Origin of the sequence: Runella sp. CRIBMP, from assembly GCF_009905605.1 — a bacterium.
GTDB lineage: Bacteria > Bacteroidota > Bacteroidia > Cytophagales > Spirosomataceae > Runella.
On record NZ_JAAAKZ010000002.1, the window covers coordinates 227311 to 242847 of the forward strand.

Here is a 15537-nt window from a genome sequence, read left to right on the forward strand (position 1 = left end):
CTAGTACTATCTGAAAATCAATTCATGAAAGAAACCTCTACTTCCTACTCCAAAGCCCTCTTGCGCAGTGCTGCCTTAACTTTGCTGCTTTTCGGACTTTATTTATTGACCAATTGGCAACTTCCTGTGAGGGAACTAATGCTGTCGAGTCCCTATTTTTTGGTCATTTATTTTCTCCTTTTTACCGTAGGCGAGCCGAATGTTGTAGCGCACTGGAAAGAATCGCTCAAAGGCAATCCAGAAAAGGCGGTTATTTTTCCGCTAATTTTAATCGGGGTGCTCTACACTTATTTAATGGTTCATGGGCATACTCCTTTTAAAGGTTCGGCGGGTTTGTTCATTTTCTATTTATTGTTTCCAGCGCTGGGGTTTTTAGCTTTCCAAAAAACAGCCCTGCCCGTTACATGGTCCGACATTGTATTTGTATTGTTGATTGTTATCCCCGCCACAAGTATGTCCTTTGGGGTGGGGACATCGTTGCCTTTCAATGGCTCGGGGTTCAGCAATGCCATGCGTTTAGTGATTATGATTTCGACCGTGTATAGTTTCAATTACATCCGAAACCTCCCCGATGTGGGCTTTTATCCGAGCTTCCGTTGGCAATCTCTCTTTACGGCACTTTGGGTATGGTTGGCTTTTGTGGGGTTGGTCGCGCTCTTGGGATATTTTGGAAATTTCCTAAATCTCGATGGGCACAACATTCTCTCCACAGAATTTGCTTACGAATGGGTCAAAGATTTCGTGCGTATTTTTGTGGGTACGGCGTTGTTTGAAGAATTGTTTCTGCGTGGTTTACTTCAAAATATCCTTTCGAAAAAGATAACTCAAAGTGGAAAATGGCCCGTTTACTGGATGTGGGGATTTGCCATTTTTATTGTATTGTCGTTGGTAACGGGCTATTTTGTTCAACTCAAAATGGCTTGGTTTCCCGTACTTATAACGGTGTTAGTTTTTATACCAGCGTATTTTATTGAGAAGCAACAAACTGGTATTCAAGGCTTTTATACTGCATTGGCCATTACGAGTATCTTTTTTGGCTTAGTTCATTTTCATTCGGGATCTCTGCTTTTCGTGGGCTTGGCCAGCATCGCCGGTTGGGCTTACGGGTATACCTACATGAAAACCAACAGCGTCTTTTATGCGGCGTTGGTACATGCTCTGGTCAATTCTTCAGAATTCCTTTTTCATATTTAAATATTATAATTCATGCAGGAAGCAAAGGGGCGAAGACGCGGTGTTGCTAGTCTATTTGCGCCTTTGCATGACAACTAATAAATAATGAGACGAACACTAAAAAAAGTTGCCAAAATTTCGGTCTATACGTTGGTCTTTTTAGCGGTATTTGGATATTTCTATTTTATTCTCCCTTTTTGGGGAATACCTTTCAATGCACAAAGGCACAGCAATTCACCTCTGACACCCGCATGGGCGTTGGAATGTTGGTTGTGGGAGGATGACCAAAACACGGCCGCCTACGCTGATTCGCTACTTGCGGGCTACCGCAAATACGATATTCCAGTCCGTACCTTGTTGATTGATAGCCCTTGGAGCCTCCGATACAATGATTTTGAAACCGACACAAGCCGTTATCCAAATCATGAAAAATGGTTCATGGGCTTGCAAGACCAAGGCTATCGAGTGGTGTTATGGATGACCTCAATGGTCGACAGTTACAGCAAAGACACTAAAAATCAAGAATCAGGCGAATTTTACCGACTGGCTAAAGAGAAGGGCTACTTGGTGGAAAATGGCAATGAAATCAAATGGTGGAAAGGCAAAGGCGGGTTTATTGATTACACCCACCCTGAGGCTAAACTATGGTGGCAAAACATGCAACAAAAAGTCCTAAAATACGGTATCGACGGTTGGAAATTGGACGGCACCGCTACCCTCTTTCGGAAACAACTCGGCCCCATTCCTTTTCTATACCAAAAAGCCCATTCTGGTTGGCTGACTACGCGCCAGTACATGGATTTGTACTACCGCGAAGAATACGCCAACGGCCTACGAACCAACCCTGAATTTGTGACCTTGGCCCGTGCCATGGATCGGGGTTTTCATCCCGAAGGATTTGCCCCCATTGATGCTTCGCCCGTCAATTGGGTAGGCGACCAAAAACATTATTGGCAAAGTAAAAGTCAAACACCCGCCCAGGGCGAAGCTCAAAAAGACATTGCGTTGGAAGGAGTACAAGGTTTTGAATCGGCAATTGAAAGTATTTTAAAAAGTGCCAAATTAGGCTACAGTGTTATTGGGTCCGACGTGGCGGGCTTTTCGGGAGATTCTATCCCCCCCCGTTTGTACATTCGATGGGCGCAATTTTCCACCTTTTGTGGGTTGTTTCTCAATGGTGGGCATGGTGAACGAGCGCTTTGGAAAAGAAGCCCCCAAGAACTCGAAATCATTCGTCGTTTTTCATGGCTGCATACTGAATTGATACCCTACATGTACAGCTACGTAGTCTCGGCGCATCGGGGCGGCACTCGACTTCAGCGACCAATTGAGGGAAAATATCACTACCTATTCGGCGACAATCTGTTTGTTGCACCGATTTACAAAGATGAATTAGAAAATGAAATCCATTTGCCAGAAGGACAATGGCGGTATTGGTTTGACGACAAAGAGGTTATAACAGGACCAAAAACCTTTACAAAAAAGTTTTCTCTTGAAGAATTTCCTGTATATGTAAAAGAAGGGGCCATTGTCCCCCTCCACATTCAACGCGCCTATACCAACATGGGAGATTCCACCTCGGCCAATTACCTCACATGGCTCATTTATCCCAAAGGGAAAAGCGAATTTACGGTTTACGATACCAGAGACCAGAAGCCTACAACGCTGATGGTTGACCAACAAGCCAATAGGCTTACATTGCAGTTTAAAGGCAAGAATAAACCTCATATTCTAACCATCAACGCTTCTGCCGCCCCTAAAAAAGTACTGCTTGGCGGACAAACAATGGCCTTTCAATATGATACCAAAAAGCAGAAGTTGACCTTAAAATCAACTGGCCCAAAAAGAGGAATTTACACAATCACATTCTAGGCAAACAAGCTTATTTTCAGCATTTTACCGCTTGATAATTTTTTCAGCAAAAAAAGAAAGGTTTGCGGTGCAAATCACATTCCTTTAATTAACTTGTTATCAGTATCGCTTCCTTCATCATGGCTACTAAAATACATTCACTGCCAATAGCAATTTATTATGAAGAAGATATTGATAACAATCATTGCTTTATGGGTTTTTGTTCGGGTAAGTTCTCCTTTGTGTGCTCAAAGTATAATAGAACCTTCCAATAATGTAAAATTCAATTACGGGGTAAGTTTCGACCTCCGCTGGGAAATCGTTTACAAATATGGCTATCTTTCCAATTTCAGGCTTGGCATCGGCGCAGGGATTGGCGCAAAAATAGGCAAGAACCTAATGCCTTACTCCCAATATACCATTGCCATTTTTCAGGGCGGTATGGGAAGTTCTATCAGTGTTGCTGAACGCCACAAATTAAACTTTGAATCCCTGTTTAGTTTTGGTGCCGTTGCGGGCAGTGTAAGAGACAGTTTATTGTATCCTCGCCCCCTGTACAGTATGGGTATATTAACGCCCACCCCTCTAACCAACCCATTTAATACATACTTCAATTTAGCCACAACGTATATTTTTCGTTTTAATAAACCTACTTTAAGCAATGCGTATGGAGTAAAACATCGGTTCAATCAAAGAGTAGGCAGTGTTTCGGTAGGTGGTACGCATTGGGATCTTCATTATTTTAATGATGGCGTACCCTTCCATTGGCTAGGATTAGGCGACGGAAAAGATCGCTATTGGACTGGAGGGGGTTTTTTAAGTATCCATTTAAAAAACAGCTTTGATAATAAACCAGAAAGTAAAAACCCAATCAGAAGGTTTTTTTTAGGGTTTGACCGTTTTACAGGCTACCATGCCGATGCCTTTGAAGTTGCCAATAATTTGGGATTGGGTTTTGTCCCTTATGCAGACCCCAAGCAGGCTTTTTTCAATAAAGGAAGAATTTATGGAGGCGTAGAGTTGGCAACGATACCAGGTTTTATGCCATCATTCACCCTTTTGGACCATGACAAATTAGATATTCAAAACTTAATCCATAAAAGTCGCGGCCAATCTTTTCATAAGACGTTCCATCATTCTTCTTATGGACTAAATTTTTATTATAAAGCAAACTATTGGGATTTACAAAAATGAAACATTTCATCTACTTGTCAACCCTTTGGGGAACCTGCTTTATTTTAGGGGCTTGTTCGATACTCCGTCAAGGCGCTCCTAAAGCTTTTAGAGAAATTACTGCATCAAAACTTTTAAACTCTGATGCAATACGTCGCTCTGTTGGTATTAAAACCTGTGACTCAAATTCGGCGGGTCATTATTACCAAGTAACATTTTATGAAAGTAATATTAGACTATCGAATGAAGATTTTTCATTTCGAGGGAATACAACATTTGAACGAAATAGCGTACAGGACGAAGGTGGTAACCCCGAACCAGTTCAACAAACGGAACTTTATTTCTTCGAAAACGGAGGCGTTATTTATCATACTTATCCACTTTTCAAAGATCCAAAGGCACTCACCCGTAATACCAATGCACTTGATTGGGCAAATCGGAACCATGAGCTTACGTTTGCCAAAGGCAAAACATTACAAGGCTATATTTACCGAAGCACTTCAGACGGCAACAATACTTTTCATATTGCGCTAGAACCTAAAGTAAGTTCAAAAAAAGAACCCAAAAAAGTCTTATTAGAAATTGATTTCAAAGAAGAGCTGGCATTTAGACGAGAAGCTCTGGACATCACCAAAATAGCTTATATCAAAGAGATTGAAACGCAGGGTTCGCTTTATACCGAAGTGGAGGCAGAAAAGGTATTTAATTTTGGTAATGTTGGTAATTCGGAGCAACGAGCTAAATTATGGTTAAAAATAAAAAATACTGCCGTAAATGATTCTTCAGAAACAATCCGCAAAAAGATTGAGTTGGAAAAGGTAAAAATTGACCCAAAACAGGTTAAACAAAGATACTAGTTCTCATTCAACCGCGCTTCTTCCAAATCTAGTTCGTATTCTTTGTTCCTGAGCAACTCATCAGAGTATTGCTTTTCGTTGCGTAGTTTATAGAGTTCGCTTCTGCGAATGGCGACCAGCTCCAGTAACATCCGACGGTATTTGGGCAAAAAGTGCGGAGTTGCTACTTCTTTTTCTTCCTTCAACAGCTTGCGGTTGGCAATATCGACCATGCGTTCGTAGCGGTCTTTGATGCGGGTGTAGGCGTCAATGGAATTGAGCTCGTCGGGGTAGTTGGTTTGAAGATGGTTTAACGCGGCTTCGGCCAAACGCAAACGTATCACGATTTCTTGCTCTTTATCATCGCCTTCTTCCTCCTTGATATCCAGCCATTTAATAATGGAAGTGAGACTTAACCCCTGAAACACCAACGTAAACAAAATAACCACAAAGGTGATAAACAGGAGCAAGTCACGGTGGGGAAACGCTAATCCATTGGTCAATGTCAACGGCACCGCAAGCGCCGACGCCAGAGAAACCACTCCTCGCATCCCACTCCAAGCAATCAGAAATTCGTTTTCCCACTTCATCCTTTTCTCTTTTTTAGACAAACGACAAGAAAGATAAGCTCCAGAAAACACCCAAACTATCCGCACGATAACGGTTACAACACTGATAATCAAGGCATAGAAAATCAGCTCAATGATGGTATACTGCTCCAGACCAGTGATGATTTGGGGAAGTTGCAGGCCAATCAGGATGAATACCAGCCCGTTGAGCATAAAAATCAGCGCTTCCCAAACGGAGTAAGCTTGAATGCGACTATTATAAGTAAAAATTTCGTGGGAACGAAAGCTCAGAAATAACCCACCGCTCACCACCGCCATTACCCCCGAAAAATGATAATGTTCGGCGGCGATGTACATCAAATAAGGAGAAATAATAGTGAGAGAGGTGTCGATACTCGGCGTTGTAGGCAAATATTTATGGACAAGATACAGTACGTTAGCGATACCGAGGCCAATGGCAATGCCCAACCCAGCCACCATAAAAAAATCAGTGGTGGCTTTGGCAAACGTAAATTGCCCCGTTAGTGCAGCGGCGAGGGCAAAACGGAAAACAATGAGCGACGAGGCATCATTGATCAGACTCTCGCCTTCCAAAATCGTTACTACCCGCTTGGGCACCTTGATGCCCTGCAAAACCGACGTGGCCGCCACGGCATCGGGCGGCGAAATAATACCGCCTAATAAAAAGCCCAAAGCCAACGGGAAGTCAGGAATAAGCCAGTGTGCTATCAACGCAACGGCCGTCGACGTAAAAAATACCAATCCAAAGGCCAACATACTGATGGACCTACGTGCCGCCCAAAAATCCCGCCATGAAGTATTCCAAGCTGCCGCGTATAAAATAGGCGGCAAAAAAAGCAGAAAAACAATATCGGGATGGAGGCTTACATGAGGTATCCCAGGAATAATGCCAATCAGCAAACCCATAATAACTAAGAAAATGGGGTACGATATTTTAAGTTTCTCGCTCAACATCGAGAGCATCGAAACCGCAAAAAGAAGCGCAACAATCAATAATAGATTTTCCTGAATCATAAAAGCTATAAATGGGTAATAATCAGTGGGTGTTCCTGCAACAATAAATCAACAAAAGTTCTAACATAGCCAAAAAATGGACAAAGCCAATGTTTTTAAAGGCACATATTTCTAAAGATAACAAACTGGGTAATGCCGCGCAATATGGCCATTCAATAATCCCCACTTTGCGTACTTTATTCCCCAATGACGTCGAAAGTATGAATGGATTGCTTTTTTACAAATCTTTGGTTATCTTTCACTATCAATCTATACGCAAAATGAATAATATCTTCAGGGGGTTACTGGCCGGGTATGGCGCAAAAAAATTAGGCGGCGGTTGTTTCAGTACCGTCCTCATTTTCATCGTACTTTGGTATGTATTGGGACAATGCAGCTAAAAAAACATTCCACTTTAAACCCAAACCCCGCTCCTTCTGGGCGGTTTTTTTTATGGCTCATTTTTTTAGGCTAAAAATCCAAAAGTTGATTTCAGTTTGCCTAGCAATAAAGGACGAAAATCCAGTTTTTTACAAACCTTTTTTAGGCACAGTTCGTTGTTTAAATTAGATAGATTAATCATTCAACAAAACAGTATGATTAATCCTTCTCCACGACAACAGACTTCATTTTTCATGGAAAAAGCCGAAAAAATCCGAAAAACATACGTTGAATACGTGCTTGACCACGGTCAACCTCCCGCCTCCTTTTACGCATTTGCCAAAAAACTCAAAATGACTGAGGGGGAGTTATATGAATTTTATACTTCGTTTGAGTCCATCGACATGGATTTGTGGGTTTCTTTCTTTCAACAAGCCCGCACCAACGCCGAAAATGACCCTACGTATCAGGGCTATTCGGTACGCGAAAAACTATTGGCCTTTTATTATACATGGGTGGAAGTGCTAAAATCCAACCGTAGTTTTGTGACGTACAGTTATCGCAAACTTCCCCAGCCCATCGCCGCCAAAAACCCGCCAGAATTACGTCCTTTTAAGGAAGCTTTTATCACTTACGCCCACGATTTGATGTATGAAGGCCGCGAAAGTCGCGAGATTGTGGCCCGCCCCTACGTATCAAACCGTTATCCCGAAGCCGTTTGGCTCAATACTTTATATCTTTTGGACTTTTGGGTAAAAGATACAAGCCGCAATTTTGAATTGACCGACACCGCCATCGAAAAAACCGTTAACACCGCCTTTGACCTCATGGGACGCTCCCTCGTTGATACGGTCGTTGACTTAGCCAAATTTGTCTATCAAAATAGATAAGTATTCGTATTCTGTAATATGAAACAACAAAACAGTATCCCCACCTCCAAAGTAGCACGGGCCACCCAATTTTTGAAAACTGGCGCCAAAATTGGCGGCAACTACCTGAAATACAACGTCAAAAAAATAATGGACCCCTCCATGACGCGCGACGAACTACATCAGGACAACGCCACGGATGTCTATGAATCGTTGAGTGAACTGAAAGGCTCCGCCCTCAAAGTAGCCCAAATGTTGAGCATGGACCGCAGCGTGTTGCCACGTCAATATGTTGATAAGTTTCAGATGTCGCAATACTCCGCGCCGCCGCTTTCGGGCCCGTTGGTGGTCAAAACATTTCGCGGTTATTTTGGAAAAGCGCCGCATGAACTATACGACAGCTTTGACATCAACGCCATCAATGCCGCTTCTATCGGCCAAGTACACGAGGCGCAAAAAGACGGTAAGCGATTGGCCGTCAAAATCCAATATCCAGGCGTAGCTGAAAGCATCAGCTCTGACCTAAAAATGGTTAAACCACTGGCAGTCACCTTGTTTGGATTAAACGAAAAAGACGTAGAACGCTACACAGAAGAAGTAGAAACCAAGCTATTGGAAGAAACAGACTATGAGCTAGAACTGCGTCGCTCGGTCGAAATTTCGGAAGCATGTAGTCACATTGAAGGGCTTATTTTTCCTAAATATTATCCTCAATTGTCCTCAAAGCGCATTTTGACCATGGATTGGCTCGAAGGTCTTCACTTGAAGGATTTCTTACAAACTAATCCAACGCAGGAAGCACGTGACGGAATCGGGCAATTATTGTGGGATTTTTATGACCATCAAGTACACCAACTGCGACAGGTACACGCCGACCCCCACCCTGGAAACTTCCTGATGCGGCCCGACGGTACGATGGGCGTGATTGATTTTGGCTGCGTCAAGGTTATTCCTGACTATTTCTACGATAATTATTTTACGCTCATCAATCCCGACACGGTTGATGATGACGCGCTCATCGAAAAGATTTTTTATAATCTAGAATTTTTGGTAAAAGAAGACGGCCCGCGCGAAAAAGCGCTATTCACCGATTTATTCAAACAGATGATTCGGTTGCTAGGACAGCCCTTCGCCTCCGAAGAATTTGATTTTGGTGATCATTCCTATTTTGATACGGTATATGCTTTTGCCGATGAATTGGCCAAAGTCGAAGAAATCCGTAATTCAAAGGTTGCACGGGGCTCAAAAGACGGTTTGTACATCAACCGTACATATTTTGGGCTGTATTCGATGCTCAACGAACTAGGCGCCCGCGTTCGGACCAATCGCCCAGAATGGTTGCGAAGCAAAAAACACGAAGTTCAAATCTCTTAGGAACAGAAAAATATTAAAATGTAAAGTAATCAACCAACAGCGTTTTGCATTTTATATAGGATTGCTTTATTTCATAAAAATTGACCCCACGCCAGAGGTTTGTAGTGAAGACTTTTCCTACAAATATCAACGTGGGGTCAGTATTTTTTTAGGGCTTCAACAACGCCTCAAAAACAGGATACGCCTCTGCTTTTTCATTCATAATTCCCAATTCACCTACTGTTCGAAACATCGTGACCGATACAACGTTGGTTTGGGATAAATGCGCTAACACTTTTGCGGTCCACTCCTTTGCGAAATTGTTTTTTTGGCGATTATCTATTTGTTTTTCAATCGGTAACACAAAATCAGACGGATTGGTCGCGTAAGGATTCGAGCGTTTGCGCAACGCAATAAATGACAAATGCACTGGTTTACCGTAGAGGTTTTCGGCACTTGCTACCGAGTATTGCACGGTTTCGGTGTTTTCTAATAGTGACAAATCATCAAAGGCGTGTTCTTGTGGGTCAAACGAAAAACTTACAAAATCGGCCGCTCCAACGTCAAATCGGTTTCGGTTAAGCTCTGTAAAGTTATAGTCGGTACCAACGCCGATTTTCGTATTGGGCAATTGCCGCTTTAGGTTTGGTACATAGTCAATCAACGCCTGTGGCGTCACTAATTGTTGGGCCGAGAATAAAAGTAGATGTTTAACTTTAAGGTTATTCTGCTCACAAACACCCACAAAATCAGCCAATTGATTCTCAAAAGCCTCGGCTAAAAAAAGCGCAATTTCGAGCGGCAAATTCAGCAAAGCGGCGTTTTCACAATGGTTTGAAAATTTCGCAATCCAATTTGTGTCTGAAAGGGCCAAGTCAATGCGGTAGTGACCCAAATCTAGCGATTTTAGCAATTCCACAGCCCTTTCAGACAAACGCTCAGTTTCGACCGAAGCAGCAATTCCCAACTGAAATTTCCTGCGGGATGATTTCTCTTCCGACCGCTGTAATGAAGAATACGCAGGAATGGAAATCAGGCGCATCGTAACGTGTTGCCAAACCTTATCTCCTGGTTGCAATTGCACGGGAAAAGGCCGTGACAACGGTGTACAAAACGTCTTATAAGACGCATCGCCCCAATTGCGTTGGTCTTCCGTCTGAAATATATCTCCCTCAAAATCAAGACGATACTCACCGCCGTTACCCGCCCGCCATTGCATGGCCCGAATGTCCAAGAAAGGGTCCTGCGCGGCAATGTAGCGCGGAAAGTGCGTTTCAGTTTTAGTGTTATCTTCGTGAAAAATCGTGACGGGTTGCTCTGCCGTTCCCTGAATAGGGTGCAGAATACAAAAACCAGCTCTGTTTCGCCGAACTGCCTGCAATGTCTCACCTTGAATTTGGAAGGTGATTGTTCCGTCGTTGTCTCCATGAATGCGCACATTCCACTCAAAAATGGCTACCTGTGCTTCATTTATATTGGTACAAGTATACGAAATAGAAAAGCTATTTTCCTGAATATCAATAACTTCATTTGTTATTAATTGACCAAATGTACCCCAATTATGGTCGCGCAGCGCAAAATACATCATCCGCAGCACTTCGACGCCCTGATGGGTGATTTGACGTAAGAAGCCATTTTGATAACCAATTTCGAAAGGACCTGATTTTAAACTTTGCATACGTGGTAAGTAGAAATGAAGGATATGTTTTTGGAAAACAAACGTGTAGTGGTAGAATTCTTACTGTGTACTTTTCGGAATTTAATCTAACATATTCCCAAGCATGACTCATTTTACCCATTTTAAAGGGAAAAATCAGTAGATTTTTAACATGATATTACCATTTAAAACCTTATTTTTGGCAAATTTCGAGACAATATAGCATGTAATTATTTCAAGAACTTACTGCATCTACTCAACAACTTTAAGGTGTTTCTGGGACTACGTCCACCATAATTTGTACTATTCTCATTACACATTTGGCGATATGTTGTATTATTCCGAACTTTGCATTAGATTCATCAACAAACTAAGACCATGAATACTATCAATTTTGAATATATTATCGCTTATTTTGAAGGCGGTCAACCCAAAAATTTGTTTAAAAAGTTTGAAGCCTTTGCAATTCGTCAACGAGCAGTTTTTGAAGCACTCGTCCGCACTGGGCAACCCTTTGGTGGTAAGGTGTAACAAATCCATTAAAAAGGGGCTGTAGATGCAGCCCCTTTTTAATGGATTATCTAACAACAACCACCCGTTCACTCATTGTATATTTACCCGCCTGTACTTGTAAAATATACAATCCCGTTGGCAGATGGTTGACTTTAAATTCGTGCTTTTGAAGGCCTACATTCACGTTGAATTCCTCCTGAGCCAACGTACGCCCAGTCATATCCACCAATCGAGCATGGCCCAACATGCCCGTGATACTTTCAAAGCTATACATAATTTTGTCGGTGGCAGGATTGGGCATCACTTTGAGATTCAACAGAGAAGATACATTAGGAATGGACGAAATCGTATTATAGTCAAACTTGCACAAAAAAACCTCTCGTCCTTTCAAGGTAATGGTTTTTTGCCAGTTTTGGTGCGTCATCCTCACTTCGGTCTCCTGGGTATCGGAGGTAGCATAGGGATTCTGGGCGGCAATTAAAATCTCATTGCCTTTGATGACACCGCGCCAAATCGGAGATTTGCTTTTGGCAGACTCAACAGCTGGCTGCGGGATAACCAACTCATTATCACCTTCAAAGAAATTTTTAAATTGTGACAGCCGATGCAAGCCCGCAATAAAATATTCGTACGTCCCAAAGTTATCCTGTCGCGCGAGGTCTACGGGTCCCTCCCATAACCACAAGCCTTTGGCCCCTGAGAAAAAAGGAAATATGGCCGTGGCTTCGGCCACAAAATTGGGTACAAAGGGAATCGTAGGGTTAAAAGCATCGTGGTACCGCAACCAAACGAAGGGGATAATAGGCTTGGTAGACCACGCCCGATTCACCTCAATAACAAATAAAATATAGGCCAAATAATCTTTACCAAAAGGGGATGTATTGTAATCGTAGTAATAATAGCACGAAGGCGTCAGAAAGTTGAGGTTGTTATGAAACGGGCCACCCACTTTTCCCGAAAGGGTATCTCGCATCACGTGCAAAATTAGACTGGGGTCGGTTGTCCAGTCGCTCCACGGCGTGAGCGTCATTCCAAGCCAATTATTGAAACTCCCCCGAATCAACACATCACTGTAACTCCCAAATTGGGTTGAGTCACTCGTACGCTCTCTTACATAATCAGCAGGTGCAGCATACAGGCGCTGAATATCTCGTTTGTAGCGTTCAACAAACTGGGCATCACTCAGATTACGATAATTTTCTGGAACACGTGGATTGTTTTTAATGGTCAGGATTTCGCGATCGGTATCGTGAATTCGCTCAATATCAAGGGCTATGATATCATAAGCAGGTCGGTCACTGCCCCGAGAATCGTCGAACATTCCCGCCATGTTCCGCAATTGATTGTTCCAAGTATCCCGATAGAGTCCCAAATCATTGGCCCAAGGGCTTTCCAGATTGCGTTCTGACCAAGGTTGGGTATTGGCATCGGTGGCAATATGATACCATGTGATGGCCCTTTTGTTTACGGGAAGTGTGGCACTTTCATTACCTGAAAAACTAGCTAAATGGCTAAATCCGCGTCGTAAAGGCCAAGATTGTGTGTCGCCAAAACGCGGCCCTTCATAAATAATCTTAAAAGGAAGTGAAAAATCTGGAAATTTTTCCCATTCAATTGCGTTATTTCTCTGCACGGGCGTCCATTGTAAAGGAGCAACGCACTCTTGCGCAAAGGACGAATTAAAAACTAAGACAATCAACCCTGTCAACCAACACCAATTTTGTCGCATAAAAAATACATTATTCGTTAATAATCAATCCCTAAAGAACCATTTCCTTTTTCATAACGCTTAACTTTAGGGCTGATAAATTAGGACATGAAATAATAAAAATACTAATTTTGAGTACAAATTTAATTCGTAACACAAGCTATGAAAAAACTGACGTTCATTTATTCTCTATTTCTTACTTTCTTTTTGGCTAGCTGCGACCGTTCAAAAACCGACGAACCCACGAATGAGGCAACGGTCAGGGTGCTGACGACCAACCCGTGGAAAGTAGACAAAATTACTGATTTGAACGGCAATGTCATCAACACCGCTTCATTACCAGAACAATCAAAGGCGCTTTTTGGTATCAATATCCAATTCAGCGATGATAAAACCGTTCGCGCCATTGACCCCGTTGCGCGCACGGTTATCAACGGCGGTACTTGGAATTTTCTGGACAATGAAAAAACATTGGACATTGACATTAAAGATTTGAAAGGACAATTTCCGATTAACAAACTGGAACGTTCGCGCATGGTTTTGTTAAATAAAATAAATTACAACGGATTAACTTTTAATGTCTATCTGGAGCTTGTTCCAGCGCTGTAATCAACTATGCAATCTTCTATTATCCGTTTTGAAACGGAGCCCGATTTTTTTATTCATGCCGAAGGGTGGGGTGATGCAAGCGCTCCACCCATTCTTTTGTTGCACGGTGGTGGCCAAACGCACCACTCTTGGGGCGATACCGCCCAGCGGCTCGCGGAGCGGGGTTGGTACGCCATCACCTACGACGCGCGCGGACATGGCAACAGCAGTTGGTCGTCGAAAGGAGCCTATTTGGTCGATGCACTGGTCAGTGATTTAAAAGCCATTATTCACCAAGTAGGCGGCAAACCCGCCATCATCGGCGCTTCGATGGGAGGAATCACGGCATTGGTTTTGGAAGGAGAATCGGCAGAATCACTTACCTCCGCCATCATTTTAGTAGATATTGCCCCCAAAGCCGAACAAAAAGGAATCGAGCGGATTTTTGCTTTTATGAGTTCGCATCTGGAAAGCGGATTTGCATCGTTGGAAGAAGCCGCTGATGCCGTAGCCTCATATCTTCCGCAACGTTCCAGAAAAGACAATTATTCTCGTTTAGAAAAAAATCTTCGTTTTCGCAACGGACGCTATTACTGGCATTGGGACCCAACCATGCTCAAAGTGTGGAAAGATGCTACGCCCGACCAGCAGATTGCCTATGAAGAGCGTCTCTTTGTAGCCGCCCAAAACCTCAAAGCACCGACGTTAATTGTGCGCGGTGGAATGAGTGACGTGGTAAGCGACCGCGTGATGGCCGAGTTTCTGGATGCCGTACCCCACGTTCGAAGTCTAACGGTTTCGGGAGCGGGCCACATGGTGGCGGGAGACTCCAATCACGCTTTCACCAACGCCGTTATTCAGTTTTTGGAAGAAGTTTATCCAGCATAAAATACACCGAAAAACCTCCTGTTTTGTGGTTGAATGACCACAAAAGGCAGGAGGTTTTTTAGGTTGCCAGCGTATGGAGAGATGTCATTACTACGCCAATTCCTGGGCAGTAGCGCGGTATTTTACTTCTACGTTGTGGAGTTCAATCAATGGCTTCAAAAACTCTTCCAAGTAGTTGATATCCAACTGACTCGCGGCATCACACAAAGCTTCTGATGGGCAAGTATGAGCTTCTACAAAAAGTCCGTCTACGCCTGCCGCTACGCCCGCGCGGGCTAGTACTGGCAAGTATTCGCGCGCACCGCCTTTGCTATCTTTGGAAGGGATTCCGTATTTACGAATCGCGTGCGTAACGTCGAAAACCACTGGATAACCCGTTTTGTTCATGTGATAAAAACTGCGCGGGTCTACGATGAGGTCATTGTATCCAAACGTATAACCACGCTCTGTCAGGATAATCTGCTCATTTCCACTATCTTCAATTTTCTTGACGGGATGTTTCATGTTTTCGGGGGCCAAAAACTGCCCGTGTTTCAAATTCACCACGCGGCCTGTTTTTGCGGCGGCTACCACCAAGGTAGTCTGCATACACAGATAAGCTGGAATCTGCAATACATCCACCACTTCTGCCACTGGAGCGCACTGCTCTGGATAATGCACGTCGGTCAGAAGCGTAAAACCAAATTGTTCTTTCACTTTGGCCAAAATCTTAATACCCGCTTCTAAGCCAGGGCCCATGTAATAGTCAAGGCTGCTGCGGTTGTCTTTCATAAACGAAGACTTATAAATTATTTTGATGCCCAACCGCTCCGAAATTTCTTTCAGGCGTTCGGCTACGGTCATCATGATTTTTTCGTCTTCAATCACACATGGCCCCGAAATCAGGAACAATTCGTCGGAACCACATTCAATATCGCCTACGCGAACGATTTTCTTTTGCATAAATTTAAATTATTTGGCCACA

The 15537-nt window shown here is 43.2% G+C and carries 13 protein-coding genes; 9 read left to right on the forward strand and 4 right to left on the reverse strand.

The genetic code is table 11. The annotated features are described in order from the left end of the window. Window positions 1-24: 24 nt before the first annotated feature. From GVN20_RS06135 to GVN20_RS06150, 4 genes are all read left to right on the forward strand, one after another. A complete protein-coding gene (locus GVN20_RS06135) occupies window positions 25-1194 on the forward strand; it encodes a CPBP family intramembrane glutamic endopeptidase (RefSeq protein WP_166557488.1) in 1170 nt (389 codons plus the stop codon). Between the two features lie 84 nt (window positions 1195-1278). Further along, window positions 1279-3045 carry a TIM-barrel domain-containing protein gene (locus GVN20_RS06140; RefSeq protein ID WP_166557489.1) on the forward strand — a complete coding sequence of 589 codons (1767 nt, stop codon included), beginning with the start codon at window positions 1279-1281 and terminating at the stop codon, window positions 3043-3045. 159 nt (window positions 3046-3204) lie between these two features. Continuing rightward, entirely contained in the window at window positions 3205-4218 is a 1014-nt protein-coding gene (locus tag GVN20_RS06145; protein ID WP_166557490.1) for a hypothetical protein, read from the forward strand. Beyond that, window positions 4215-5054, forward strand: coding sequence for a hypothetical protein (locus GVN20_RS06150; RefSeq protein WP_166557491.1), 840 nt, complete (start codon window positions 4215-4217; stop codon window positions 5052-5054). The genes GVN20_RS06145 and GVN20_RS06150 overlap by 4 nt, the downstream gene beginning before the upstream one ends. On the opposite strand, the gene GVN20_RS06155 is transcribed toward GVN20_RS06150, so the two are convergent. Next, entirely contained in the window at window positions 5051-6637 is a 1587-nt protein-coding gene (locus GVN20_RS06155; protein ID WP_166557492.1) for a Na+/H+ antiporter, read from the reverse strand. The genes GVN20_RS06150 and GVN20_RS06155 overlap by 4 nt on opposite strands. Window positions 6638-7251: 614 nt before the next feature. Here GVN20_RS06155 and GVN20_RS06160 point away from each other — a divergent pair. Next, window positions 7252-7887: a TetR family transcriptional regulator C-terminal domain-containing protein gene (locus GVN20_RS06160; RefSeq protein WP_114065626.1), complete on the forward strand. Its 636-nt coding sequence runs from the start codon at window positions 7252-7254 to the stop codon at window positions 7885-7887. Window positions 7888-7905: 18 nt separating this feature from the next. Next, entirely contained in the window at window positions 7906-9240 is a 1335-nt protein-coding gene (locus GVN20_RS06165; RefSeq protein WP_166557493.1) for an AarF/ABC1/UbiB kinase family protein, read from the forward strand. A 148-nt stretch (window positions 9241-9388) separates the two neighbouring features. Here the strand turns inward: GVN20_RS06165 and GVN20_RS06170 are convergent, their stop codons facing one another. Beyond that, a complete protein-coding gene (locus GVN20_RS06170) occupies window positions 9389-10897 on the reverse strand; it encodes a hypothetical protein (RefSeq protein WP_166557494.1) in 1509 nt (502 codons plus the stop codon). A gap of 357 nt (window positions 10898-11254) precedes the next feature. Between GVN20_RS06170 and GVN20_RS06175 the strand changes: the two genes are divergently transcribed. Continuing rightward, window positions 11255-11407: a hypothetical protein gene (locus GVN20_RS06175; protein WP_166557495.1), complete on the forward strand. Its 153-nt coding sequence runs from the start codon at window positions 11255-11257 to the stop codon at window positions 11405-11407. A 46-nt stretch (window positions 11408-11453) separates the two neighbouring features. Here GVN20_RS06175 and GVN20_RS06180 read toward each other — a convergent pair whose 3' ends face one another. Continuing rightward, window positions 11454-13118, reverse strand: a complete 1665-nt coding sequence (locus GVN20_RS06180) for a T9SS type A sorting domain-containing protein (RefSeq protein ID WP_166557496.1) — start codon at window positions 13116-13118, stop codon at window positions 11454-11456. 141 nt (window positions 13119-13259) lie between these two features. Here GVN20_RS06180 and GVN20_RS06185 point away from each other — a divergent pair, with 141 nt between their 5' ends. Both GVN20_RS06185 and GVN20_RS06190 read left to right on the forward strand, forming a co-directional pair. Beyond that, entirely contained in the window at window positions 13260-13706 is a 447-nt protein-coding gene (locus GVN20_RS06185; RefSeq protein WP_166557497.1) for a hypothetical protein, read from the forward strand. A gap of 6 nt (window positions 13707-13712) precedes the next feature. Beyond that, window positions 13713-14573 (forward strand): alpha/beta fold hydrolase, encoded by an 861-nt coding sequence (locus tag GVN20_RS06190; RefSeq protein ID WP_166557498.1) that lies wholly within the window; start codon window positions 13713-13715, stop codon window positions 14571-14573. A gap of 90 nt (window positions 14574-14663) precedes the next feature. Here GVN20_RS06190 and kdsA read toward each other — a convergent pair whose 3' ends face one another. Beyond that, complete coding sequence (gene kdsA / locus GVN20_RS06195) at window positions 14664-15515, reverse strand: 3-deoxy-8-phosphooctulonate synthase (RefSeq protein WP_166557499.1); 852 nt, start codon at window positions 15513-15515, stop codon at window positions 14664-14666. Window positions 15516-15537: the final 22 nt, after the last annotated feature.

Bases quoted from the DNA above. Each gene is read 5' to 3' on its own strand.
- GVN20_RS06135 (WP_166557488.1), top strand. From the start codon at position 25: ATGAAAGAAACCTCTACTTCCTACTCCAAAGCCCTCTTGCGCAGTGCT.
- GVN20_RS06140 (WP_166557489.1), top strand. From the start codon at position 1,279: ATGAGACGAACACTAAAAAAAGTTGCCAAAATTTCGGTCTATACGTTG.
- GVN20_RS06145 (WP_166557490.1), top strand. From the start codon at position 3,205: ATGAAGAAGATATTGATAACAATCATTGCTTTATGGGTTTTTGTTCGG.
- GVN20_RS06150 (WP_166557491.1), top strand. From the start codon at position 4,215: ATGAAACATTTCATCTACTTGTCAACCCTTTGGGGAACCTGCTTTATT.
- GVN20_RS06155 (WP_166557492.1), bottom strand. From the start codon at position 6,637: ATGATTCAGGAAAATCTATTATTGATTGTTGCGCTTCTTTTTGCGGTT.
- GVN20_RS06160 (WP_114065626.1), top strand. From the start codon at position 7,252: ATGGAAAAAGCCGAAAAAATCCGAAAAACATACGTTGAATACGTGCTT.
- GVN20_RS06165 (WP_166557493.1), top strand. From the start codon at position 7,906: ATGAAACAACAAAACAGTATCCCCACCTCCAAAGTAGCACGGGCCACC.
- GVN20_RS06170 (WP_166557494.1), bottom strand. From the start codon at position 10,897: ATGCAAAGTTTAAAATCAGGTCCTTTCGAAATTGGTTATCAAAATGGC.
- GVN20_RS06175 (WP_166557495.1), top strand. From the start codon at position 11,255: ATGAATACTATCAATTTTGAATATATTATCGCTTATTTTGAAGGCGGT.
- GVN20_RS06180 (WP_166557496.1), bottom strand. From the start codon at position 13,118: ATGCGACAAAATTGGTGTTGGTTGACAGGGTTGATTGTCTTAGTTTTT.
- GVN20_RS06185 (WP_166557497.1), top strand. From the start codon at position 13,260: ATGAAAAAACTGACGTTCATTTATTCTCTATTTCTTACTTTCTTTTTG.
- GVN20_RS06190 (WP_166557498.1), top strand. From the start codon at position 13,713: ATGCAATCTTCTATTATCCGTTTTGAAACGGAGCCCGATTTTTTTATT.
- kdsA (WP_166557499.1), bottom strand. From the start codon at position 15,515: ATGCAAAAGAAAATCGTTCGCGTAGGCGATATTGAATGTGGTTCCGAC.